Annotated in this window: 19 protein-coding genes; 10 read left to right on the top strand and 9 right to left on the bottom strand. The window is 56.2% G+C overall.

Annotated elements, in window-relative coordinates; genetic code table 11:
* Positions 1-939 precede the first annotated feature (939 nt).
* Positions 940-2,715, bottom strand: coding sequence for an AMP-dependent synthetase/ligase (locus tag J3U88_RS25615; protein WP_207861855.1), 1,776 nt, complete (start codon positions 2,713-2,715; stop codon positions 940-942).
* A gap of 828 nt (positions 2,716-3,543) precedes the next feature.
* Between J3U88_RS25615 and fadR the strand changes: the two genes are divergently transcribed.
* From fadR to J3U88_RS25595, 4 genes are read left to right on the top strand one after another with little or no spacing between them, the layout of a single operon-like run.
* Positions 3,544-4,236 (top strand): fatty acid metabolism transcriptional regulator FadR, encoded by a 693-nt coding sequence (gene fadR, locus J3U88_RS25610; protein ID WP_243436156.1) that lies wholly within the window; start codon positions 3,544-3,546, stop codon positions 4,234-4,236.
* A gap of 41 nt (positions 4,237-4,277) precedes the next feature.
* On the top strand, positions 4,278-5,873 hold the full coding sequence (locus J3U88_RS25605; protein ID WP_207861853.1) for an FAD-binding oxidoreductase: 1,596 nt from the start codon (positions 4,278-4,280) through the stop codon (positions 5,871-5,873).
* Positions 5,874-5,931: 58 nt separating this feature from the next.
* Positions 5,932-7,596, top strand: a complete 1,665-nt coding sequence (locus tag J3U88_RS25600; RefSeq protein ID WP_207861852.1) for a glycerol-3-phosphate dehydrogenase/oxidase — start codon at positions 5,932-5,934, stop codon at positions 7,594-7,596.
* Positions 7,583-9,136, top strand: coding sequence for an FGGY-family carbohydrate kinase (locus J3U88_RS25595; protein ID WP_207861851.1), 1,554 nt, complete (start codon positions 7,583-7,585; stop codon positions 9,134-9,136). Before J3U88_RS25600 ends, J3U88_RS25595 begins: the two co-directional genes overlap by 14 nt.
* Here J3U88_RS25595 and J3U88_RS25590 read toward each other — a convergent pair.
* Both J3U88_RS25590 and J3U88_RS25585 read right to left on the bottom strand, forming a co-directional pair.
* Entirely contained in the window at positions 9,123-9,956 is an 834-nt protein-coding gene (locus J3U88_RS25590; RefSeq protein WP_207861850.1) for an EI24 domain-containing protein, read from the bottom strand. The two genes, J3U88_RS25595 and J3U88_RS25590, sit on opposite strands and share 14 nt — an antisense overlap.
* An 85-nt stretch (positions 9,957-10,041) precedes the next feature.
* Positions 10,042-10,485: a DMT family transporter gene (locus J3U88_RS25585; RefSeq protein WP_207861849.1), complete on the bottom strand. Its 444-nt coding sequence runs from the start codon at positions 10,483-10,485 to the stop codon at positions 10,042-10,044.
* A 183-nt stretch (positions 10,486-10,668) separates the two neighbouring features.
* Here J3U88_RS25585 and J3U88_RS25580 point away from each other — a divergent pair, with 183 nt between their 5' ends.
* On the top strand, positions 10,669-11,253 hold the full coding sequence (locus J3U88_RS25580) for a prolyl hydroxylase family protein (RefSeq protein ID WP_207861848.1): 585 nt from the start codon (positions 10,669-10,671) through the stop codon (positions 11,251-11,253).
* 434 nt (positions 11,254-11,687) lie between these two features.
* A complete protein-coding gene (locus J3U88_RS25575; protein ID WP_207861847.1) occupies positions 11,688-12,953 on the top strand; it encodes an MFS transporter in 1,266 nt (421 codons plus the stop codon).
* 240 nt (positions 12,954-13,193) lie between these two features.
* Here J3U88_RS25575 and J3U88_RS25570 read toward each other — a convergent pair whose 3' ends face one another.
* Genes J3U88_RS25570 through nirB form a run of 3 tightly spaced genes read right to left on the bottom strand, consistent with a single transcriptional unit; the run spans position 13,194 to position 18,503 of the window.
* A complete protein-coding gene (locus tag J3U88_RS25570) occupies positions 13,194-15,665 on the bottom strand; it encodes a molybdopterin oxidoreductase family protein (protein WP_207861846.1) in 2,472 nt (823 codons plus the stop codon).
* The gene (gene nirD, locus J3U88_RS25565) at positions 15,662-16,018 is read right to left on the bottom strand and encodes a nitrite reductase small subunit NirD (RefSeq protein ID WP_207861845.1); all 357 of its coding nucleotides are present in this window, start codon (positions 16,016-16,018) and stop codon (positions 15,662-15,664) included. Before nirD ends, J3U88_RS25570 begins: the two co-directional genes overlap by 4 nt.
* Before the next feature lie 22 nt (positions 16,019-16,040).
* Positions 16,041-18,503 (bottom strand): nitrite reductase large subunit NirB, encoded by a 2,463-nt coding sequence (nirB, locus tag J3U88_RS25560; protein WP_207861844.1) that lies wholly within the window; start codon positions 18,501-18,503, stop codon positions 16,041-16,043.
* A gap of 569 nt (positions 18,504-19,072) precedes the next feature.
* Between nirB and J3U88_RS25555 the strand changes: the two genes are divergently transcribed.
* Complete coding sequence (locus tag J3U88_RS25555; protein ID WP_207861843.1) at positions 19,073-20,461, top strand: MFS transporter; 1,389 nt, start codon at positions 19,073-19,075, stop codon at positions 20,459-20,461.
* Positions 20,462-20,780: 319 nt separating this feature from the next.
* Here the strand turns inward: J3U88_RS25555 and J3U88_RS25550 are convergent, their stop codons facing one another.
* Entirely contained in the window at positions 20,781-21,482 is a 702-nt protein-coding gene (locus tag J3U88_RS25550) for a pirin family protein (RefSeq protein WP_207861842.1), read from the bottom strand.
* A gap of 228 nt (positions 21,483-21,710) precedes the next feature.
* Between J3U88_RS25550 and J3U88_RS25545 the strand changes: the two genes are divergently transcribed.
* A complete protein-coding gene (locus J3U88_RS25545; protein ID WP_207861841.1) occupies positions 21,711-22,295 on the top strand; it encodes a SelL-related redox protein in 585 nt (194 codons plus the stop codon).
* Positions 22,296-22,470: 175 nt separating this feature from the next.
* Here the strand turns inward: J3U88_RS25545 and J3U88_RS25540 are convergent, their stop codons facing one another.
* A complete protein-coding gene (locus tag J3U88_RS25540) occupies positions 22,471-23,076 on the bottom strand; it encodes a gamma-glutamylcyclotransferase (protein ID WP_207861840.1) in 606 nt (201 codons plus the stop codon).
* Between the two features lie 568 nt (positions 23,077-23,644).
* Between J3U88_RS25540 and J3U88_RS25535 the strand changes: the two genes are divergently transcribed.
* Entirely contained in the window at positions 23,645-24,115 is a 471-nt protein-coding gene (locus J3U88_RS25535) for a YybH family protein (protein ID WP_207861839.1), read from the top strand.
* A 40-nt stretch (positions 24,116-24,155) separates the two neighbouring features.
* Positions 24,156-24,494 carry a linear amide C-N hydrolase gene (locus tag J3U88_RS25530; RefSeq protein ID WP_207861838.1) on the top strand — a complete coding sequence of 113 codons (339 nt, stop codon included), beginning with the start codon at positions 24,156-24,158 and terminating at the stop codon, positions 24,492-24,494.
* Positions 24,495-24,544: 50 nt separating this feature from the next.
* On the opposite strand, the gene J3U88_RS25525 is transcribed toward J3U88_RS25530, so the two are convergent.
* Positions 24,545-24,991, bottom strand: coding sequence for an SMI1/KNR4 family protein (locus J3U88_RS25525; protein WP_207861837.1), 447 nt, complete (start codon positions 24,989-24,991; stop codon positions 24,545-24,547).
* Between the last annotated feature and the right edge of the window lie 73 nt (positions 24,992-25,064).

Raw genomic sequence — 25,064 nt, 5'->3', positions numbered from 1 at the left:
GTCCGTCAAACCGAAGACCTCCAAATTAATGGACGAATTCCATGAATCCCCTATGCGAACCACGATTTAAATCAAAACAACGTTATCGATAGAGGGATCCGAAGCGCGGTGCTTCGCCAAGATGGGATCGCCTGAAGTGAAGCCTCGCCGGAGGCGCCGTGCTTCGCGACCAGTGTGTGCAACCTGAGGGGTGCATATCGGGCACCCTGCCGTTTATGGATCAATGAGCCACACGTTATCATTGACGGGCTATGGAATTCAATTCGATATTTAGGCGCAACATTCTCTAGCCCGGGAATTTTCGAGGATGCCGTGTTGGTTAGTGAAAAAGGTTAATTGGGTAAAAAGGTAAACAGGCGAATACTTGCCCGCGTTTCGGTAAAAAAGCAAGCGGTTGGCATGAATTGTGGTCTGTTTCCATGGTCGGGTGGGGCTAAGATGAGGCGATTGTTAGCTTTGTGTGAGTCAATGTTAAAACCATGCAAAAGTACGCGGGTACTTTTCCACATAAGTCAATCTTGGGGTCTCCGTCGTGAAATCGAGCTGGAATTGTTTCACAAACCATTGCAAAATCATAAGTACCTTGTATTAAACGTGTTGTGATTTTGCACACAAATGTGTTCAAGGTGGTGGGGCCTCTTGGGGGACAAGGGGTTGCGGCGTTTTTCACAACTTTTTCCACAGGGATTTCCACAGATCTTGTGGAAGTTTTTCACAAAAAAGATGAAGTGATTGTTGGCCCTTTTCTTGGGGGTGGGGAACCCATTGTGCGGAGTTTGGTTTGAGGAGGAAATTTCGCCCAGGGGAAGCCGCGGCTTTCTGAAAATTTGCTCGCAGGGGCCTTTGTCCCGAGGTCATGGCCGGTCCTTGGAAACGAAAAAGGCCCGAGGGATGCGTTGCTTCCTCGGGCCTTTTTGATGGGTTGCCGGTTGTCGGCGGTTATGAGGCGTAGATCTTCTCGATGTAATCCGCGTATTTTTGGGCTACGAACTTGCGTTTGACCTTCATGCTAGGGGTTAACTCGCCGCCTTCTACCGTGAAGCCGGCGGGAATGATTTCAAACTTTTTGACCTGTTCGTATTTGGCGAAGTCCTTCATCTTGGTTGCGATCTGTTCCGCGATAAAGGTTTTGAACTCGTCGGAGAGGGCCAGCTCCGCCGGGTTGGTCGACCAACCAAAGCTGCGCGCCCAGGTTTCAATCGTGTCCCAGGGTGGCACGATCAAGGCGCTAATGAACTTGCGATCGTTGCCGATGATGACCGCTTGTTCGATGAACGGACTCAGCTTGAGCGTGTTTTCCAGCGGTTGGGGGGCAATGTTTTTGCCGCCGGAGGTAATGATCAAATCTTTTTTGCGATCCGTGACTTGGACAAACCCCTCCTCATCCATGTAGCCGATATCGCCCGTATGGATCCAGCCGTCTTTAATGGTAGCGGCCGTCGCTTCCTCGTTTTTGTAGTAACCCAACATCACGTTGGGGCCGCGTGCCAGGATTTCACCGTCCTCCGCGATGCGGATCTCAACACCCGGTACCGCCGGTCCGACAAATCCCGGTTTGTTGTGTTTGGGTGGGTTGATCGTCAGCACCGGCGAGGTTTCCGTCAAGCCGTACCCTTCAACGATGTTCATGCCCATACCCAAAAACATAATCGAAATTTCCGGGGCCAATTTGGCACCCCCCGCGATCATGTACTCCAGCTTACCGCCCGTGCGTTGTTTGATTTTTCCGTAAACCAACTTGTCGGCCAGCGCCCATTGTTTGGCGAGAAACCCCGTGAGTGGTTGGTCGTTGGCGAAAAAGGGTGCCGCTTTGCGACCTACTCCCATTGCCCAGCGGAAGATCATGTGTTTCACAAAACCACTTTGGCGCGCGTTGGTTATGACTTTGTTGTAAATCTTTTCAAACAGGCGCGGTACCGAGAACAAAACCGTGGGTTGTACCGCGGCCATATCCTCGGAAAGCGTGTCGATGCTTTCCGCGTAGGCAATGGTGGTGCCGTTGTGGATCATTAAATAATAGCCACCCATGCGTTCGAGCACGTGGCTCAGCGGCAGGTGGGAAAGGTGCGTGTCGTCCTTGGTAAAAGGTGAAATTTGCATGCACGCTTCGAGGTTGCTGATTAAATTGCGGTGTGACAGCATGACGCCCTTGGGGTTACCCGTCGTTCCACTTGTGTACACCAAGGTCAGCAAATCGTCCGGTTGAATCGCCGCAAGGCGTTGGTCCACTTGGGCGTCGAGCTCCGAGGTGCGGCCTTTTTCTTCCAACTCTTCCAAGGTCATCACCCCGTCGATGCCCGTTTTTTCGATGGAAATGACGAAGCGCAACATGGGGCATTGTTTTTTGATCGATCGGACTTTTTCCGCTTGGTGTTTGTTGGAAACGATAATCCCGATTGCGTCCGAATTGTTGATGATCCAGGCCGCCTGATCACCCGTGAGCGTGGGGTAAATCGGGACACCCACCGCGCCCGCGCAGATGGTGCCTAGGTCGGCCAAGGTCCAATTAAAGGAGGTCTCGGCCAAAATGGCGACGTGTTCCTTGGGTTGGACGCCGAGCGTGACCAAACCTTTGGTCACGTTGAGAACCCGGGCGCGCCAAAAATCGTGGGAGACATTATGGAAAACGCCGTCCTTTTTCACCATGGCGGCGTTGGATTTATTGAACTTATCGCAAGCTTCTAAAAACATGTGTGCGACGCTTTGTGGCTTCATAGCCCCCCCTGGAGAGATTCTAAATTGAAGGAAGCCCGTGCCGTCGACCCGACGCTTGCGAGGTCGCGTCGGTGGTTCGTGGTTCACGAAGGACCTGATTGGGAAACAGGGTGTGGTCGGCACGGGTTGGACGCCCGTTGATGATGGAAACGAGATCGTCTTGTTCGGTGTGCGCCCTGCTGGGCGACCCCGTTAACTGGAATCCCTCGTGGGTATCCGCGGTGGCAACCCGCGCCGATTCTTGTCGCTTGCACACCCCGACCGGTACCCGCGGCGAAGGGCGCGGGAAAAAGATTGTTGGGGATTCAAGTGAAAAAACCGTCAAACGGGGAAGGCCGTGATCTTAGCCACGAAAAGGGAAACTTTCCGTATTATAAGGAGAACCCGTCAAATCGACCAGCATGTTTCCGAGGCACCCATCGGAAGTATCACGAATCTGAGTGGTTGCCTTTTCCGGCTTCCGTGCCGAAGGATTGGATAGCCGCTCCCGCGTTCGGGAGCCGACCGGCTAGCCCGCATTTCTCACGAGGATTCGTCGCGAGAAGTTGAAAGCCTTGGGAGTACGAAGATGACGACCAAGCGCAAACGTAGCGGGGCCGACCTTTCGGCGTAGCAGCGCTACGTCGCGTGTTGCTCGACTGAGTAAAGCGGAAGGCCGCCCCCTCGTAATCGCATGGGTTTCATGCTTCGCAGCAGAGTTCCCTGTGAGAATTGCGGGCTTGGTTCGCGCTACCTAAGGAGAAATCGCTTGACAAAACCGGTGAAGCGACCAAAACTGTGTAGGCGAGCAACTGGTCAGACCACTTGCTAGGAGACTTGGTTTTGACAATGACCCGTCCCGCCAATAAACCCGCCGCTGTTGCGGAGCAGACCCTCATTCGCAATTTTCTCGATGGTACCTACCGTCCTGGTGATCACCTTCCCGCCGAACGCCGACTCGCCGTCGCCCTCGGCCTTACCCGACCGACCCTGCGCGAGGCTTTGCAGCGCTTGGATCGCGATGGTTGGATCACCATCCGGCAGGGAAAACCCACCGTGGTGAATGATTTTTGGCGCCATGGCGGCTTAAATGTGCTCAACGCCATGGTCAATTCCGGGGCCGACCTGAATCCCGATTTTGTCACCCAGTTGCTCGAGGTTCGCCGCACCCTGGCCCCGGCCTACGTCGCCGACGCGGTCCGCTTAAACGGGGAAGGCGTGGTTCAGGCCTGTGCCGCGCGCGCCGAACTCAGCGACGATGCCGAGGCTTATTGCGATTACGACTGGCACACCCATCATCGCCTCGCCGTACTCAGCAACAACATTGTTTACCCCTTAATCCTCAACGGCTTCAAAAGCCTGTACCTGCAACTGGGCGCCGCCTACTTTACCCTCGACCAAACGCGCGGTGCCTCCGCCGCTTTTTACGGCGAGTTAGAACACCTCGCCCGAAACGGCGACAGTCAAGCCGCGGCTGATTTGGCCGAAAACGTCATGGCGGCAAGCATCCAATACTGGAAACACATGATTGAAACGCAATAGCCCCGCCCTCTGTGTAAGGGTTGGGTTTGATGGAGAAGAAGATGAGACGCTGGAATGGATGGGGCGACGACAAAGTGGATTTTCACTTGTCGGGATCGGCCCAAGGTATGTTGGAAGAACTGATTGGAAGCGGGACCCCGCGCGAGGACGTCGACCTCGCCGGCATGCTCGCCAAAATCCCCGCGTCCCGTCTGCCCGACCACCCGCTTGTTGATCGCGAACCGCTGACCCGGCTGCGCCACGCCGTGGGTCAAAGCTTTCCCGATTGGGTCCAAATCCGTTATGGCGACCTGCGTCGTTTCCCCGACGGGGTGGCCTTTCCCAACGATGATCGCGAGGTGGGCGTCCTCCTTCGCTATGCCGCTGAAACCGAGGCGCGGGTGATTCCCTACGGCGGCGGTACCAGCGTGGTCGGCCATCTCACCACGCCCAAGGGCGATCAGCCGGTGTTGATGATCGCCACCACCCGCCTCAACCAATTACAGAAGTTGGATCGTCGCAATTACCTCGCGACCTTCGGTGCCGGTGTAAACGGTCCCGACCTGGAAGCCGCCTTGCGGGCCGAGGGGTTTACCTTGGGCCACTATCCGCAGTCTTTCGAATATTCCACCCTCGGCGGTTGGGTCGCCGCGCGATCCTCCGGGCAACAATCCCTGGGGTACGGCCGCATCGAGGACATGTTTGCCGGGGGCCGTATGTACACGCCCACCGGTATTTTTGACATGAACACCCTGCCCGCATCCGCCGCCGGCCCCGATCTACGCCACATGGTCCTGGGCTCCGAGGGGCGCATGGGTGTGATCAGCGAAGCCACCGTGCGCATCAGGCGGTTGCCCGAGGCCGAACGCTTCCATGCCGTGTTTTTCCCCGATTGGACCTTGGCCGAACAAGCCGTGCGTGAGGTTTCTCAAGCCGGAGTCCCCTTGTCGATGATGCGCTTGAGCAACGCCATGGAGACCCAAACGAACCTAGCCCTCGCCGGCAAGGAACGCCTTATCAATGGCTTGAAGCAATATCTGGAATTGCGACGGGTGAATGTGGCCGACCAAGGGTGCATGCTGATTATTGGGTTCACCGGCGCGCGCGCCATCGTCAAGGCCGGCCGACGCAAGGCGCTGGAACTATGTCGCCGCTACCGCGGCGTGCACATGTACCGCATGCTCGGCGAGGCCTGGCGCAAAAACCGTTTCCGCACCCCGTACGCGCGCAACGAACTGTGGCGCTTGGGTTACGGCGTCGACACCCTGGAGACCTGTGTCCATTGGGACGTTGTCGGCGAGGCCATGGCCGGGATTGAAGCCGCCTTGCGCAACGCCCTCAACGTCGAAAATGAGGCCGTTCACGTCTTTACCCATCTCAGCCATTTCTACAGCAGCGGCTGTAGCATTTACACCACCTATTTGTTCCGTTTGCCCGCTAACGGCGAGGCCGCCATGGCGCGCTGGCGCCGTTTGAAGGAAGCCGCCTCCGAGCAAATCGTCAAGTACCGCGGCACCATCAGTCACCAACATGGGGTTGGCGAAGATCACCAACCTTATTTGGTTCACGAAAAAACACCACTCGGTATCGACCTGATCAAACAAAACTGCGCTTTCTTTGATCCCAAGGGCATGATGAACCCTGGGAAACTGGTCTGATCCATTAACAATCCCCGCGTGGTGCGGTGCGCGTCGATGCGGCGCTGAGAGGTCAATTATGGAAAATCATTCCTTTAACCAAACATGGCGAGAAGGTTTTTGGCAGGAATTAAACGACGATACCCAACCTTGGGACATGATTGTCGTCGGCGGCGGCATTACCGGTGCCGGCATCTTCCGCGAGGCCGTGCGCCTCGGCTTGCGCGTTTTGCTGCTCGAGCAAAAAGACTACTCCTGGGGCACGAGTAGCCGTTCCTCCAAGCTGGTTCACGGCGGTTTGCGCTATTTGAAGGACGGGCATGTCTTCCTCACCCGCGATTCCATCGTCGAGCGCCAGCGGTTGATGCGCGAGTGTCCCGGCCTGGTGGAACACCTCAACTTTTTGATTTCTCTTTACGAGGGGCAGAAGCCAGGGCGCTGGACCTTCCAGGCCGGCTTGCTGATTTACGACCTGTTGGCCTCGCGGCTCCAGCACCAACATTTGGACAAGCAGGACTTTCTGCTGTCCGCGCCCCATTTGAAAGAAGAGGGTTTGCAGGGCGGTTTGCGCTACGGTGACGCCCGCACCGATGATTCCCGATTGGTCCTGCGCTTGATTTTTGAGGGGATGCGCGACGGTGGCCGAGCGCTTAATTATGTACGCGCTGAAAAACCGGAGCCACGGGTTGACGGGATCACCGCGGTGACCGTGCGGGATCGCCGCACCGACCGCGTCTGTCGCCTGCAAGCGCGGGTTGTGGTCAACGCAACCGGCGCCTGGGCCGACCGCCTGCGCAACGGTGAAAAACGCCTGCGGCCCCTGCGCGGCAGTCATCTGGTTTTCCATGCCTGGCGGGTGCCGGCGCCCCAAGCCATGACCATCTTGCACCCGGACGATCAGCGACCCTTGTTTTTGTTGCCCTGGGAAGGCGCCACCATTCTCGGCACCACCGATGTCGATCATTCGGGTAACCTGGATACCGAGGCCGCCGTTACCGCCGAAGAGGTGCGGTACATGATGAAAGTTCTTGAAGTGAACTTCCCAAAATTAAATCTAACCATTGATGATATTGTTGCTTCTTGGTCCGGCGTACGCCCCGTGATTAGCAGCGGCGCGGCTGATCCTTCCAAGGAATCCCGTGACCACGCCGTGTGGGACGACGACGGGGTGATGACCATCACCGGCGGCAAACTCACCACCTTCCGCAAGATGGCGTTTGACCTTTTGCACAAGGCCAAACATTATTTACCACCGATTCAAATCGACAAAACGCCGCCCGTGATGGTACCGCCCGAGGTGCCTTGGGACAGATTGCCGCCGTTAAGCCAAGCCGTGCGCCGCCGTCTCGGCGGTCGTTACGGCCTTTGCACCGAGGCCTTGGTTCGCGCCGCCGAGGACGGTGAGCTCGATCTGGTCTCGGGAACCGAAACCCTGTGGGCCGAGCTGCGGTGGGCCGCGCGTGACGAGCAAGTTGTCCATCTGGACGACCTGTTGCTGCGTCGCACCCGCTTGGGATTGCTTTTGGAGCAAGGCGGTGCCGCCCATGAGGCCCGGTTCGCCGCCATTTGCCAGGCTGAGCTTGGCTGGTCCGAGGCGCGTTGGCGGGATGAATGGCGGCGTTACCGGGACATTTGGACCAAGTACTACAGCATTCCCGATGCTTTGCGTGCCACTGAGCCGACCGCGGCCAAAGCCAAGGCGTCCGTGACCGAACAGGAAGTGTCCTTTCATGCATCGCGGTGAACAGCTTCTCGCCATCGACAACGGAACCCAGTCCCTGCGTGCGCTGATTTTTGACTTGCGCGGGCAGCTGATTGCCAAGGTTCGCGTGCCCTTCAAACCTTATGAATCGCCGGAGGCCGGCTGGGCCGAGCAGGATGTCGCCGTGTACTGGTCGGCGCTGGTGACCGCCTGTCAAAAACTCTGGCGTGAGCCGGGGGTTCGCAAGGACGCGCTTGCCGGTGTTTCGGTGACCACCCAACGGGGGACCGTGGTGAACCTGGATGCGGCTGGTAACCCCCTGCGTCCCGCTATCTTGTGGTTAGACCAACGGGTGACGCGGGGACAGCCGCCGATTGGCGGTGCCTGGGGTTGGTTGTTCCGGTTGGCCGGGTTGCGCCACACCATCGCCTATTTGCAGGCCAATGCGGAATCCAACTGGCTGATCCGGCATCAACCCGATGTTTGGCGCAAAACCGATAAATTCGTGTTGTTGTCCGGGTTTCTCAATTACCGACTGACCGGACGTCATGTAGATTCCATCGGCAGTCAGGTAGGTTATATTCCGTTTGATTACAAGAAGCTGAGATGGGCGGGGGCACGCGATTGGAAATGGCAGGCGCTCGGCATCGCCCCCGAACAACTGAACGAATTGGTCACACCGGGCACGGTCATGGGCGAAATTACCGCCGCCGCCGCTGAAGAAACGGGCATTCCGGCCGGCCTTCCGGTCATCGCCGCCGCCGCGGACAAGGCTTGCGAGGTGTTGGGCGCCGGCAGTTTAACGCCGGAAATTGGTTGCCTCAGTTACGGGACCACCGCCACCATCAACACCACCAACGCGGCCTATGTTGAACCGATTCCCTTTATCCCGCCGTACCCGGCCGGGGTTCCCGGCTGTTACAGTCCTGAAATTCAAATTTTTCGCGGTTACTGGATGGTGGAATGGTTCAAACAGGAGTTCGGCCACAAGGAAATGGTGGAAGCCGGTCACATGGGCATTCCGCCCGAGCAATTGCTGGAGGCGCTCATTAAAGACATTCCCGCCGGCAGCGAGGGCCTGATGTTGCAACCCTACTGGACGCCCGGTATCAAGCTACCGGGGCCGGAGGCCAAGGGCGGCGTGGTTGGTTTTACCGAATCCCACACCCGCGGCCATCTCTACCGCGCCATTTTGGAGGGGTTGGCCTACGCCTTACGGGAAGGGAAGGAACGCGTGGCGCGGCGTTCGCGCCAACCGATTACCGCGATTCGGGTATCCGGGGGCGGTTCTCAAAGTGATACCGCCCTGCAAATCACCGCCGATGTATTTGGTTTGCCCACCGCGCGACCGCACACCTACGAAACCAGCGGGCTCGGCGCCGCCATGATCGCCGCCGTCGGGTTGGGGCTGCACGCGGATTTTCCCACCGCCGTGCGCGAGATGACCCATTTGGGTCGGGTTTTTGAACCGGTTGAAGCGGATCGACAGCGTTATGACGCGCTGTACCGCGAGGTGTACCTCAAAATGTACGACCGCTTGCGGCCGCTGTACAAATCCTTGCAGCGGGTTATGGGCCGCTAGTTGCGGCGGCGTCGGTTGTCGTTTCTTCAGGTTGGGGCGGTGGTGGCGGTTGGGGGGTTGGCGCTTCCGGTTGTTCATCCCGTGCCGCCGCGACCTGTTCGCTGAGTTCTTTGATCCAAGCATAACCCAGTACTTGAAATAGGTTGACCACCGGCAGGAGCATCCAGCCGATTAGTGGAATGATCGCCAGCAGCATTTGACCGCTGCCCAGGAACAATTTTTGCGCCTGGGTTTCCTGGTGGAGACCGAGCTTGGCGCCGCGGATGACGTCCGTGTAGGGTTGGGTGATTGAGCGGCCTTGTAACCAAGCGCCGATGCTAAAGACCGTCAGCGGGCCCAGGACGGGCACGAAGCCGATCAGGATCAACCCCATCGAAATCAGGATTTCACGGCCCACTTCACGCAGCGTGTGGGGGAGTTCTTCCAAGAACGAGGGCAGTTTGATGGTGCCGCGGTGAAAACCCACCACCAGCGCCGCCAGATCGGCGTACCAGACGCCCATGAATTTGAGGGAGATGCGAATGGACAGCAGTGCCGCCACAAAAAACGCCGTGATTTGCAAAACCCATAAGCCGATGTGCAGCGGTAGCTGGAGCCAATCGGATTCCAGCCCCGTGACCCATTGCGCCAAGGGCAAGTGGACCAGCCGGTAAAAAGCCAGGCTCGCGACCGTGACCAAGACAAAATAGATCAGCAAGTTGATGACAAACCCTTTTGCCGCGGCACGTTTGAGACCGGGAACTTGCTGTAGGGCCGTTCCGCCTGCTTGGAACAGGGAGAAGGTGTTTAGGGGTGGAACCTTGACTTGGGGTATGGGCAAACGAAACCTCCCGTGGTGTAAACGAATCGGTGGGATGGGCGTGATGGGGGCGGGGTAGGGGCAACCGTGGCCTGGATTGTTTGGGTTAACTGCTGCGAATCATCAGCACGCCGCCAATCAGCAATAAGGCGCCCGCCATGCGTTTCACCGTGATCTCAACCTGGGGAAAGCCAATTAACCCGTAATGGTCAATGATCAGCGAGGCGATCATTTGGCCCGCGACGACAAACACAATCAAGGTGGAGGCGCCCACCTTTTGAACCGCCATGATGACCAGAACGACATAGGCCGCGCCGACCAACCCACCGCTCCACACCCACCAGGGTGTTTCGCGGACATCGGCCATTTTGGGAATGGCGCCGCTTACCATGGGGATGATGGCCAGCAGGAACACCGTGCCGATGAGGAAGGACACCGTTGCGGCGAACATGGGGCTGCCGGTTTTGCGGGCGAGCGCGCCGTTTACCCCGGCTTGAATGGGGATCAGGGTCCCGGTTAAAAGGACCATTAACGAAATTTTCCAGCTCATGGCAGAGGCTCCTAGGGTACAAGGATTGAACCGCTTGCATTATAGCCGAGCCGGCCCCGGCTTTCCCAACCAAGCAGGCTTGAAACCTGTGAAAGGGGAGAATCCTTGATTTCCCGACGGCGCGCCGTCTGTTATGTTTCATTGAGCGTGAAATTGGTATTCCGCTTCTCAAAGAGGTGTGTGATGATCCCCATCCCGATGCGTTTTGACGCCTTTCCTTTGCTCTGGACCTTGGACGACGTTTATTCGCCGGCCGAATGTGCACGGATCATCGCGGACATTAACGCAAGCGAGCTGAAGCCGGCCGGCAAAAACCCGAATTACCGCAATCAGGATCGCGTTATGCGGGATGATCCCGCGGCCGCCGAGGACCTGTTCCAGCGTTTGCGTTCACGGATCCCCAAGCAAATGGGGCCTTTGTCCCTCGTTGGCCTTAACGAACGGTTGCGTTATTACCGTTACGCCCCCGGTCAGGGTTTTGCACCCCATGTCGATCACTGGTTCCGGCCCAATCCCCGCCAAATAACCCTCTTAACCGTTTTGGTGTATTTCAATGACGACTTTACCGGTGGCGAAACCCACTTCGAGGAACAGCTCACCGAAACGGAGCAATTCCTAAAAACCGTCGAACCCAAGCCGGGGCGGGTCGCCATTTTTCAGCACATGGTCACCCACGAGGGGCGTCCCGTACGTTCCGGCTACAAATACGCGATGCGCACCGACGTGGTCTATGAGGGCGACGCGGAAATCGGCCAAATCTCCTATTAATCTCGCCTGGCAGCCCCTGACTTGCCATGGGTGAGGGCGACCCGTTGGGAAAAACCACGGCCGACGGGGAGACGCATGGTGATGAAACCTTCGCCCCGATGGGCGTTTCACGCCTCACCATTTGACCAAAACTGAACGTGTTGGGGCGGGGTCCATTGCGCGGGCTGTGCTGGTTAAGTTTCGCGCACGGCCCTGACTCCTTTCTGCTCACGCAATAGCCCGTCGCGCGGCAATACCCATGAGAATTCACCTACCCGAATCGCTCATGTCGGCCACGAACCCCTTTGAGGAAGGTTTACTAGCGTTTTTCGTTTCGGTGGTTGCACACGCCGTAAAACCGCGCATAATGGCCAGGTCGGGGACGGGTGATTGCATCCTTCGTCGGCAGGTTCGCTTTATGGCAACAATCATTCCTAGGAAATGGTGTGTCGTTTATGGGTACCACGCTACTCTCGCTGACCGCATTGCTTTTAAGTTTTACCGTGCTCATGATCGGGCACGGTTTGGGAAATACCGTTCTGGGTATTCGCGCGACCTTGGAGGGTTTTCCCAGTTGGGTCATGGGCCTGATTACCTCCGGCTATTTTTTCGGACTGCTGATTGGCACACGCATTGCCGTTAAGCTCATTCAAGCCGTCGGCAAAATTCGCGTCTTTGCCGCGTTCGCTTCCGCCGCTTCTTCCGTGACCCTCCTCAACGTCCTTTTTATCAATGAGGTGACCTGGGTGCTTTCCCGGGTCGTTTACGGTGTCAGTTTGGCAACGCTGTTCATTGTCATCGAGGGATGGATCAATGCCCACGCCGACCCAAAAAACCGCGGCCAAGTTCTCTCGCTGTACATGGTGCTGAACTTTCTCGGCCTCGCCTGCGGCCAAATGCTTTTGTTTGCTGCCGATCCCGCTTCTTTTGAACTCTTCGCGGGTGTGTCTATTCTGATTTCCATTTCGTTGGTGCCGTTGACGCTTAGCCAATCCAAAGAACCGCGGCTTGCTCAGTCGGAAGCCTTTGGCCTCGGTCGGCTCTACCAAATTTCACCCTTGGCCACCATTGGCTGCCTCTGCAATGGATTAACCATGGGTTCCTTTTGGGGGTTGAGTTCGGTTTATTACACCACCGTCGGCTTACCCGCTGATCATGTCGCAACCATTCTGAGTATTTCTTTTTTTGGCGGTCTTTTGTTTCAATGGCCGATTGGTTATTGTTCCGACCTAGTGGATCGTCGCTTCACCATCACCGTCGTCCTCTTTGGATCCAGTTTCATTTGCCTGTGTTTCGTCCTCTTCATTGGCAACCAGATCATTGGGATCACACCCTTTCTGATGTTGGTGGCGTTCCTCTTTGGTGGGTTTGGTTATACGCTTTACTCTCTCTACATAGCCCTTGCCAACGACTTTCTAGAGCCGCACCAGGCAGTCAAAGCAAGCGCCGGCCTGTTGGGGTTTCATGCGATTGGTGCCATTGTCGGTCCAACCTGTGCCTCGTTTATGATGACGCTTCTCGGTGGTTCCGGGTTGTTTGTTTTCATTGGCTCCATTAATGTGGCGCTTGCGTTATTCGCGTACAAACAACTTCTTCAAGGGCGTGCGATTCCCGCGGCGACCCATGAATCCTTCGTTTCCATGCCCAAAACGTCGCCGGCGATCCTGGAGTTAGACCCGCGTAGCCACGACCCATCCGGGCTAAACCATACAGAAGACTAATTTACGGCACCTTGCAGCCCAACAGATTGGGCAAGTGCGCCGCCAGAATCGCTCAATTTAAGCTAAAGGGACCTGCGATCCCTTTCGTGACCAGATTGGGCCGTCAGACGATAAGGGGTGCTCGGCAGTCCCACCAACGATGACTGTTTGTATTGTTTGATCGACGAAAAAAAGAGGCTGAAGGGGAGTGGGAAGACACGGGTTCCGGTCATGGACCGAACCCCGGCCTTCCCGACCCACTTAGATCAAACTGCCGGCCAAGAGTGAACGGCGTTCACGAGCCTCAAGTTGTTTTTTGGCAAAAACCGTTTCGAGCCAGGTGCGATCCGGTAAAACCGCTTTTTCCGTCAGATAGAAGCAGGTGTTCAGCCTGCCTTCTACGATTTGCGCCGCACGATAGGAACCGCCGCCACCTACCGCATACTCGAGCCAATTTTCCTCGCGGGGCCGTAAACCCCAATGCTTTTCAAGCCAACGCGCGTAATCCTGAATCGGCCGGGTTCCCGCCAACTCATGGCGCCAAAAACCTTGGCGCGGAACACTGACCTGGTAACACAGGTCGTTGATTGGTGGAACTTCCTGCTCCTGGGTCAGCAAGAAACCAAACCATCGCGGCACCAAAACGGTGACCGCAACGGGGGTGTGTTTTAGCTCGGGTTGGCCCGATAAAGGATCGGTCGCGGGATTGACCAGCCTGTTTGCGCGGGCCGCCTGAGCAAAGCGGCCGTTCCAGTGGAAGGGAAGAAACAGGGTTCCTCGCGGTTGGTCACGAGTCGGGGCGATTCGGGCCACCAGGCCGCCCCACTTGCTGCGTACCATGACCAAACCCGAAGGGTTTTGATCCAAGCCGTTTGCCGCGGCATCCTCGGGGTGAATGGCCAGCATCGGTTCAGGCGTATGTCCAAATAAACGAGGGACCTTTCCCGTCCGGCTCATACTGTGCCATTGGTCGCGCACCCGTCCGGTGTTTAAGGCGAACGGAAAAGTATCGCATACCGGGTTTTTCGGGGGGCGTGGTTGGATAGGAATCATGCGGGCGCGGGTATCGTTGTGGAAAAAACGGCCCGTTTCAAACAACCGCGCGCGGCCGCGTGGGTAGCGCGCGTTCACCGGCCACTGGATCGGGGCCAGGTCCTCGTATTCGCGGTTACTTAGTTCCGCGAGAGCCGAGATATCAAAATCGCGGGTGGTGTTCTCAAACCCCGATAGCGCCGCGTGCTCGCGAAAAATGTCGGCGGGGCCCGTGTAACTGAAGGCTTGCATAAAACCCATTTCACAGGCGACCCTGCTAATGATCCACCAGTCCGGTCGCGCCTCGCCGGGCGGCTCTAGAAAGGCGCGCCGACGGGAAATGCGCCGCTCCGAGTTGGTGACGGTTCCGTTTTTTTCGCCCCACGTTTGCGCCGGCAGGTGGACATCCGCAAAACGGGTGGTTTCGGTTTCCGCTTCACACTCGGAAACAACCAGGAACGGGATTCGCTGCAAGGCTTCGTGAACCCGCTCACTGTTCGGTAAACTGACCGCCGGGTTGGTACACATCACCCAGAGGGCGCGCACCTCCCCGCGATGAATCGCTTCAAACAGTTCCACCGCTTTTAGTCCAGGTTTCCGGGCGAGGGAAGGTGCATGCCAGAAGCGTTCGACCCGATCACAATCTTCCGGGGTAAAGCTCATATGGGCCGCCAAAACGGTGGACAGCCCGCCGACCTCCCGCCCGCCCATGGCATTGCCCTGGCCGGTCAGGGAGAAGGGACCCATGCCCGGCTTGCCGATTCGGCCCGTGGCAAGGTGGCAATTGAGAACCGCGTTTACTTTGTCGGTGCCGCTGCTCGATTGGTTCACGCCCTGGGAGAAAAGGGTTACCACCTTGGGGGTTCGCGCGAAAAGGTTAAAGAACCGCGCGATATCTTTTTCCGGTACGCCGCATTCGGACGCTGTGTGGGGGATGGAAAAAGGTTGCGCCGCTGTCAGGGTCGCGCTAAAGCCGCGTGTATGTTCTTCCAAGAATTGGAAATCCAATTTGTCGGATTTGCGCAGGTGGTGAAGCAGACCGTTGAAAAGGGCCGCGTCGCTTCCCGGGCGAAGCGACAGGTGGAGATCGGCCTTCGTGGCGGTTTCTGTTCGCCGCGGGTCGATCACGACCATGTTTGGGTTGTTCGCTCGGTGAGGATCGTAAAAACGTTGGAACAAAACAGGATGACACCAGGCCGCGTTGGATCCGACCAAGACAATCAGATCCGCGGCCTCCAGGTCCTCATAACAGCCGGGCACCGTATCCGAGCCGAATGCGCGGCTCATGGCCGAGACGCTGGAGGACATACACAAGCGCGAGTTGGTGTCGATGTTGGCGGCGCCGATAAAACCCTTCATCAATTTGTTGGCGACGTAATAATCCTCGGTGAGCAACTGGCCTGAAACGTAAAATGCCACTGATTCGGGGCCGTGGTTTTTAATGGTTGCACGGAATCGATCCGCGACGGTCGCCGCGGCGTGGTCCCAGCTCACGGATTCGCCGAACACTCGGGGGACGGTGGCGCGGCGCGCCGTGCTCAAGCTTTCCCCCAGTGAGGCGCCTTTTAGGCAGATCCGCCCAAAGTTGGCCGGATGGTCGGGGTCGGCCGCGACTTGAACACGGCCGTTTTCCCGCTGTTCCACGATTAACCCGCAACCGACGCCGCAATAGGCGCATGTGGTGCGGCGATGCCCGGTCATACCGCGCTCACCGCTGTTGTTGCTTGCGAAGAAACCGGGGCCGTGGGTAATTCAATCAACACATTCCCGTCGACCACCTTGACCGGAAACGTTCGGACACAACCCTCGTCAGGGTAAACCATGGTGCCGGTATCCAAGGCCACCGCCTGCCCGTGGAGCGGGCAATGAACCCGCATCCCGTGAATCATACCCTCGGAAAGGGGGCCGCCTCGGTGGGGGCACCGATCTTCGAGGGCGAACAAACCGTCATCGTGGGTTCGAAAGACAGCGACTTTTACTTCAGGAAGGCTTAAAACACGGGCGCCTTGCCTGGGAAAATGGTCCAAACTACCTAAGGAAAACCAATATACCATTGTGAACCTCACAGCCGTTTTTCTAAACATTCATAGGATAGGGCGTGGCCTCTACCGGACGAAATTCACCGGGTGCCTCGGCGGTAACGCCCTGCTTGGACCATGGGTCGGTTTGGTCCAGTGTTTCGCGGAATCGCTGAAATAACGCGGCGCGACCGGCGGCGTCGGAAACAATCCGTTCGGTTACATAAGGCATGCCGACCCGCTCAATCCAAGGCGCGGTTCGTTCCAAATAACGCGCTTCTTCACGATACAGTTGGAGAAAAGCGCAGCAGGTTTCCATCACCGCTTCAGGGGTAGCCGCCTTTACCAGGAAATCGGCCACGCGGACCTTCATGCCGCCGTTTCCGCCCACGTAAATTTCCCAACCGGAATCCACCGCGACCACCCCGATATCCTTGATGGTGGCCTCGGCACAATTGCGCGGGCAGCCGGATACGGCGAGTTTGACCTTGTGGGGTGTCCAGGAGCCCCAGGTTTGGTGTTCCAAGGCGACGCCCATCCCCGTTGAGTCTTGGACGCCGAAACGGCACCACTCGGACCCGACACAGGTTTTTACCGTCCGAACCGCTTTGCCATAGGCGTGACCCGAAACCATACCGGCCGCGTTGAGGTCGGCCCAAACCGCGGGTAGGTCCTGTTTGGCCACGCCGAGGAGATCGATCCGCTGACCGCCGGTAATTTTGACCGTGGGGATGGAAAATTTATCGGCGACGTCGGCAATGGCGCGAAGTTGGTCGGGGTTGGTCATCCCACCGAAGATCCTGGGGACGACGGAAAAAGTACCGTCTTTTTGGATGTTGGCATGGACGCGTTCGTTGACAAAACGCGAGCGAATATCGTCGCGGTAGGCGTCGGGAAAGGCGCACAGCAAGAAGTAATTAAGGGCGGGGCGGCATTTTTTACAGCCGTCCAAGGTGTTCCAGCCCAGGGCCGCCATGGCTTCGCTCATGCCCATCGGTTCCAGCTCGGTCAATCGTTGTCTGATCGCGTCCTGACTTAGGCTGGTGCAGCCGCATAAAGTTTCGACGGCCGGCGCCTTCGTCGCGGCATCCTCGCCCAGAACCCATTCCAGAATTTGGCTGACCTGGGGTGTGCAGCTGCCACATGAGGCCGAAGCTTTGGTGTGCGCACGGACCTCGTCGAGAGAGGTGAGGCCTTTCTCGAGGATGGTTTTTTCAATGCTTCCTTTGCAAACCCCGTTACAACCGCACACTTCCATTTCCGCCGGCATCGCCGCCATGGGGTTAACCGTGTCCGCGCCTTCCTGCGCAAACGAAGGGCCGAACAGCAAAGCGTCACGGATGGGACCGATATCGCGTTTTTCCAACATCAGTTGCCGGTACCAAGCCGCGTCGAAAACATCGCCGTAAAGGATTCCACCCACGATGGTGTTTTTCTTGAGAACCAGTTTCTTGTAAATGCCGAGCGAGCTGTCGCGCAGCACCAACTCCTCGCATTCCGGCCCGCCGTTGAAGCGTCCCATGGAAAACAGATCAATCCCGGAAACTTTCAGACGGGTCGCGGTTGTGGTGCCTTCGAACGGTTTGGCGTCGGGATGTTGGGTTATCGCGCCTGCCCATACCTTTCCCATTTCGAACAGGGGGGCAACCAAGCCAAAGGTTTTTCCGCGATGTTCGGCGCACTCGCCCAGGGCGTCAATGTGGGGATCCGAGGTGCCCATGTAATCATCGACAAGGATCCCGCGCTTGCAGGCCAGGCCGATTTTTTGAGCGAGCTCGATATTGGGGCGAATCCCGACCGACATGACCACCAGGTCGGCTGGAACCTGACGGCCGTCTTTAAGGCGAATCCCGGCGACGCGGCCTTGCCCGTCATGCAGCACTTCCGTGGTTGATGCTTGCGTAAGTACCTTGATCTTTCTGGATTCCATTGCGCCGCGCAACATCGCTCCGGCAACCGGGTCCAATTGCATTTCCATCAAGGTTTCACATAAATGCACCAGGGTAACGTCAAACCCCTGAATTTCCAGCCCGTGGGCGGCCTCCAAGCCGAGCAAACCGCCGCCGATGACAACCGCCTTCCGGCCTGCAACCGGGGAAGCCAGCATGCGCTCGATGTCGGTTAGTGTTCGGAAAGGCAAGACGCCTCCGAGGTCCTTTCCCGGTAAATCAAGCATGATGGGGTTTGAGCCGCAGCCTAAAAGCAATCGATCATACGCATAGGACCTTTGATTTTCGTCGAAAACCAATCGGCGCACACGGTCGACATCCGCGATTCGGGTACCAAGGTGCATGGTGATTTTATGCTGATCAAACCAAGCCGGCTCTTGAAGCCTGATCGCTTCCTTGGTTTTTTCCGCGGCCAAAACCGCCGACAGTTGAACACGGTCGTAGGGGGCGTGCTGTTCCGCGCCAAAAATGCGAATGTCATAACGGTCAGGTGCAAGCGCCAGCAAGTGCTCCAGCGCTTTTATATTCGCCGGGCCGTTCCCTATTAGGACGAGTTTTTCTTTTTTTGCCATGATCCTCACCCGCTAGATTAACGCTGTTAGGACGCCGAACCTTTTGCAGGGCGGGTGCCAAGTTGTTTTTCGGTTTACATAAGTTGAATAAAATGAACTGTTTAACATGTAGTTTGGTTCGACGGTCGGCGGTTGGCTTGGGCCGTTTGATTCTTTTTCCTACCAGGATGTAGGAAAAAGAATAAATGCCTACATATATGTAGATATATTTGCATATAAGTTTGTAAATTGTTTGTTTTGTTGTGTTTAAGGATTTGTGTTTTGGTGATTTGTATACGTCATGCCGCACCGTGCCTACTTATGAACCAAAACCACCTATGTGTAGGATCGCGGCCGGGTCTGGGAGGAAATCTACCGTACCTTCCCGGCTTGAGATTCTGTTTTCGGCCCGAGGCTATGTTTGATTGGGTGGTGTAAGTCCTGTTTATAGATGTGTTTAGTTTGATGAATGCTGAGGTCTTCTGAAGAAATGCCGCGCGATGGCATAGATGTTGTTCTTCTGATAACCGTCCCACGACCAGGATGAACCCACTTAGATCAAATTCATGCTTGAAATGGGAGAAACCGAAATGGATGTAAGCAAAAAAGCTGTCAAAATTGATTTCTTAGACCTGAAAACCGTTCCGATGCGTACCTTTCATCTGACCTGGTTGTCCTTTTTTATGTGTTTTTTTGGGTGGTTCGGGATTGCGCCCTTGATGGTCGTCATTCGCGATGAATTCAGTCTTAGTAAATCCCAAATCGGAAACATCATTATTGCTTCCGTGGCCATGACCGTGTTTGTTCGTGTGGCTCTGGGATGGGTTTGTGATCGATTCGGTCCCCGTCGCGTGTACGTAGGCCTGTTGTCGGTTGGCGCATTGTTGGTCATGGGTATTGGACTCTCGCAAGATTACGAAACCTTTCTGGTTTTTCGTCTTCTGATTGGGGCCATCGGTGCAGGCTTCGTCATCACCCAGTACCACACCAGCGTGATGTTCGCGCCGAATGTGGTTGGTACAGCCAATGCAACGACCGCGGGCTGGGGCAATCTCGGCGGCGGCGTGACCTTGATGGTGATGCCGCGTATTTACGAAATGTTTATCGACGCGGGTTTTACCTCGTTTATGGCGTGGCGGCTCAGTATGATCGTTCCCGGGGTTGCCTTATTGGTTTGTGCGGTGGCCTATTTCTTTTTCACCAAAGATTATCCAGAGGGGAATGTCGACGAACTCGACCTTTCCGATGAGGAAAAACCAAAATTTTCTTGGCATGACTTGATGGAAGTAGGTCGGGATTACCGCGTTTGGTTGTTGTTTTTGTTTTACGGGGCCTGTTTCGGTATTGAACTCACCATCAACAATGTGGCCGCGCTTTATTACGCCGACCGGTTTTCGTTGAGTTTGGTTCATGCCGGGATGATCGCGGGTCTCTTCGGGCTGATGAATATTTTTGCCCGCAGTCTTGGCGGCTTTCTGGCCGACAAAGCAGGGATTCACTATGGTTTAAAAGGGCGCGTCAGGTTTTTATGGATTGTCCTGATGATCGAAGGCCTGATTCTCATGGTTTTTTCGCGAATGGACCTGCTTCCGTTGGCGGTGATGACCATGCTGGTGTTTAGCTTGTTCGTGCAAATGGCGGAAGGGGCTACCTTTTCCGTGGTTCCCTTTATCAACCGCAAGTCGCTTGGCTTGGTTGCCGGCCTGGTTGGCGCGGGCGGTAATGCCGGCGCGGTCCTCGCCGGTTTCCTGTTGCGAAGCGAGTCTTTGTCTTATTCCGAGGCGTTTTCAATTATGGGTATGGTGATTGTTGTTTTGGCACTTGCCGGCCCGCTGATTCGTTTCTCTGAAGAAAACGAGGAAAAAGAAGCGCGGGTTATGCGTGCGGCGTTGGAACGACGTGCACAATTTGAAAATCCGTCGCCTTTGGCGGATAGGGGTGTTGAACCGGTCCTCGCCAAACCGCTTGGTGCCGATTAGGGTATTTCCCTGGGTTGGGCCTTTTGGTTACCTGAAAGGCGCCTACGATGATCCATCCCACGTGAGAAGGTGGTTGATTCGCATCGATTCAACCCCTTTTTGCTGAATGGAACCCTTCGGTGACATTGCGTGGTTTGGGTGCACGAACGTTGCCATGTGCGCCAGGGTTGTTTGTGACGGCGGAGCAATCGGCAGATGTTCCTTTGAGTAAGGTTGCGAAGTACGATTTTTTGGCCGTTTGTTTTCCATGTCCAAGCAAGTCGGTAAACCAAAAAAGGCCTCGCACGGATGCGAGGCCTTTTTTGGTAGGTGATCTTTGTTAAGCGAGATCAAAAAGCAAAACTTCGGCGTTTTTGCCTTGGCTCAGGTTGATGCTGGTTTCGTTGCGAATGGCGACACCGTCGCCGGCTTTGAGGTGCATGCCGTCGTTGAGCGTGACCTCGCCGCGCGCCACGTGTAACCAGCCGGAACGGCCAGGCGCGAATTTGTGGGTTGCCTGCTCCTCGCCGTCGAACAATCCCGCGTACAGGTCGGCGTCTTGGTTCAGTGCGATGGATTCGCCGCGTGCCTCGCGGGAGGCCAGCAAGGCCAACCGGCCGCGTTTGCTTTCTTCGCCAAAAAACTTTTGGTCGTAGGAGGGCTGAATGCCGTTTTTCTCCGGCAAAATCCAAATCTGCAGGAAGTGCACACCCTTGGTTTTGCTGTGGTTGTATTCGCTGTGCAACACCCCGGTTCCGGCACTCATGCGTTGGATGTCTCCCGGACGAATTATCGAACCGTTGCCCATGCTGTCCTTGTGCTCCAAGGCGCCGTAGAGAACATAGGTGATGATTTCCATGTTGTTGTGCGGATGGGTGCCGAAACCGGCGCCCGGCGTGACGCGGTCGTCGTTGATGACCCGCAGCGATTCAAAACCCATGTGGTTGGGGTCGAAGTAACCCGCGAAGGAAAACGTGTGTTTGGAGTCGAGCCAGTTGAGTTTGCTGGGACCGCGGTCTTCAGCTTTGCGAACGGTAATCATGTGTTCCTCCCTGGTGGGCGGTTTCGGCCGCCCCGTGTTGATGGCTTTAAACTACACTCGTGGGCTTGAGGAGACAATACAGCGAAGAAGGAACGTATTGTTCGTGAAATGAAAACAAAGCCGAAGGGTTGGGGTTGAATCATCGGCCGCTGGATGGGATGATGGACACTCCTCCGCCTTTTATATAATGAATGCACCAAAACCGCCCCGTGTTCGATGGAGTTGCTTATGGACTACAGTAAATGTGCCGGCACCATTCCTGAGGAAGTTCTTCGCCATCCCGTTGCGGGGATTAACATCAAAGGTCCCACCTTTGCCGATGAACTTGGCGCGGAACCCACCTACGCGGTTTTTTTACGGCATTTGGGCTGTGTTTTTTGTCGCCAGTTGGTCGATGAATTGCGTCTGACCACGGAACAAAGAAGTGATTTTCCGCCGGTCATCATTTTCTATCAAGGCACTACCGAACAGGGAGAACAGTTTTTCCAAAAAAAATGGCCGACTGCTCGGGCTATTGCCGATCTGTCGACCACCTTTTACAAAGGGTTCCACCTCAAGCGCGGTTCCTTCTCGCAAATGTTCGGCGCGCGCGTGTGGGCCTCCGGTATACGCGCCATCAGTAAAGGGTTTCGACCGGGAAAGGTGATCGGTGATCCCTGGATGATGCCCGGCATCTTCCTTATTGAGGGCTCGCGCATCGCCTGGCTACACGCCTTTCGCCACGCGGGCGATCATCCCGCGCTGCAGCAGTTGCCAACCACCATGAAGGAGGCGGCGACGGCCTATAACCTGGAGATGAGTACCTCGGTTTAACCTAAAGAAGCGCTGACGCGGGGATTTTAGCTAAACCTCTGGGCTGCAACGGCCTGAAAAAATACGCACCGCACCCAGTGGGTGCGCATCGTGCGCGACCCCGGTCCGCTTTTTTCAAGCCATTTCGCTCCAGATCTTTAGCCAAAATCCCTGGCTCTTATCGCGCCTCTTAGGTTTAAGCCACGTGTTCGACAGACAGCAGATTGCGCACCGCCCGTTCCAAATCAAAGACATGGTCGTCGTGGAGATTCATGTGGCGCAAGCTTTCGGCTAGCCGCAGCAAATATTCCGTGTTGGGACCGCTGAAGCCGTGTGAGGTGGCAATCTGGGTGGCCATCCCGGCAACACTGTCGGGGCCGAGGTAGTGGGGATTGTCTGATGCGGCCACGTACACCAACACGTTGATGATGCGGCCGTCGCGGCACTGGAACGGCTCCCAATAACGCTCGTAGCCGGTTTGCTCGCGTTTATCCAAGGCCGCGATGACTTTCTGCGCTTCTTGTTTGTCGAGCCGGAACGCGACGCCCCAGCAGTGGGTATCTTTTTCGGGTAGCAAGGTCGCGACGCGGCCAGGTTTGCCGGGCACGCCGCGGTGGTCGGTGGAGCCTTGGTAAAAGCGGCGTTTCCAGCCCCGAACAAATCCGACGCGCTGTTCGGTGAAGGCAAAATCGGGGCGCCATATAATTGAGCCGTAACCAAAGACCCAAACTTCATCGGGGTTAACGGTCACGGGGGGGATGGGGGGAACCAAAGTCCGAACGGTGGGGGAATGCTCCAGCATCACAAATCCTCCAAAGGGGGAACGGTTGGTGTTTCGGGGGAAGGGAAGAAACGAATGTACTTGGGATGTTATCCGGTGGGCCGGAAACGGTGAAATGAACTACTGGAATGCCTAACAGCTACAACAACAGCAACAACAGAGGTTGCGACAACAACAACCGGCCTGCAGCTCAATGGCGTTCATTTCACGATGGGATAACATGATGTTTCTAATCATCCTTCGCAATAAAGTCCTTTTCAAAATACAGTGGACCGTCGCGGCAAATCAAGGGGAAAGTTGGGAAAAAATGATGGGGCGGGCGTAACAATCGCAAAATGTGAGGGTTCCCGCACGGTTGGCGCAAAAAAAGAAGGGCAGCAGGGCTGCCCTTAGTCGTATAGTCGACCGGAAAGGTGTCACCAAGAGGGACGGTCTGATTCGTTTCAAGGAGTTTCGTCGTGACCGCCGCCTCGCACGCTAAGAGCAGCCTCTAGAGGACTTCTTACGGATTTTTTACAGAATGATTCGACCTTTGCCGTCTCACCACGTAGGATGGGGCGGAACCACAAGGCAGGCGAGGAGCGGGGAAATGATGAGCAACGTCAAAGGGTTATGGTTCGCAATCTGTTTGGTGGGCGTGTTTGCCTGGGCTCAATCGCCGTCGGTACAGGATGATGAAGCCCGTATTCGGGCGGTCAACAAAGCCTTTTTGGCTACCTTAAAAGCCGGTGACCTGGATGCACACATGGCGTTGTACGCGCGGGATGCCGAGGTCTACTTTCCCGGTCAAAAACCGCTGTTCGGCATTGACGCCATTCGCCACACCCGCGCGCAAAATCTTAGCCAGGTGGACCTCGTGCGCGGCGCCATTTTTACCGACCGGCTCGACATCGACGGCGGCACGGCTTATGCGCGGGGCCGCTTTAGCTACACCTTGCGTCGCAAAGAAGATGATGCCAAACCATGGAGTTACAGTGGCCTTTTTCTGCTGATCCTCAAGAAACAACCGGACGGATCCTGGAAAATCAAGGTGGACGGTGGTTTTCCTTCGCCGGAGTGAGGTTTGCCATCCCTGAGTATTAGGAGGGTGGTTTAGGGCGGTGGCGCTTTCCCAGGCGGCGGCACGTTTTGGCGGCGATCACTACCCCACGGATCACGACGGCGCGGTTAACCTCGCGTGGAATATCATTGCCAACATCAATATTCCTATCGGCGCGGCTGTTTCAACCGAACACCCCGATGAACTGGACTACACCCAATGGGTCTCGGTGAGTGATTTGGGACGGCGTCGCTATTATTTCCGCGACTACGACAACCTAGACATCCGCTTTGTCGACCTCATGAAATTGGGAACCGTCAACACGCCGCTCGCATTTTCCATGAAACAAGCCCCCAGGTACCAAGAACTCACGGATTCCGGCCAAGCCATGACCGAATAGGTGAGGGGGGACAGGTTCCCTTATGCGCCTTTGGAAAAGCGTGTCTCGGTTTAGCGATCGTGGACCAGGTAGGCTTTGATTCTTTTTTCTAAAAAATCCGAGAAGGTAAGCGCATAGACGCCTTTTAACGCTTCTGAGTACACCGCGTATTCGCCTGGTGCCGTGACTTCGTCCGGGGCCAGGCTGAACACGCCCTCAACATCGCTGTGACAAATAGGAATTCTTCGGTTGGGAAGTTTGTAGAGGTGAAACATGCTCAGGATATCGACGCTCTTTGTCGGGTCCGCCTCAGGATCGTTGATGCTGTAAATGGGTTCTTTGCCGACACGACCACTGCCGTAGTTTTTCAGCCACCACTTATAGGACCTGGATAATTCGATGCCGATGGCTTGTTCTGCTTTTTGAATCCAGGTATCGGGGACGCCCTCGCGAGGATCTCGAAAGGTGACGATGTCTGGATTGTATTGGATCATTCGTTGGAGGGCGTCTTGATTCATGGGTTCATCCTAAGGCGTAATTGGCGGACAGAGCAGTGTAGCATCACCGCGATGGGTTGCCAGGTTTGGGGCC

The sequence above is a fragment of the Acanthopleuribacter pedis genome (genome assembly GCF_017377855.1).
GTDB classification, from domain to species: domain Bacteria; phylum Acidobacteriota; class Holophagae; order Acanthopleuribacterales; family Acanthopleuribacteraceae; genus Acanthopleuribacter; species Acanthopleuribacter pedis.
The sequence above is the reverse complement of the archived record's forward strand: the minus strand, read 5'-3'. Positions and strand labels throughout refer to the sequence as shown.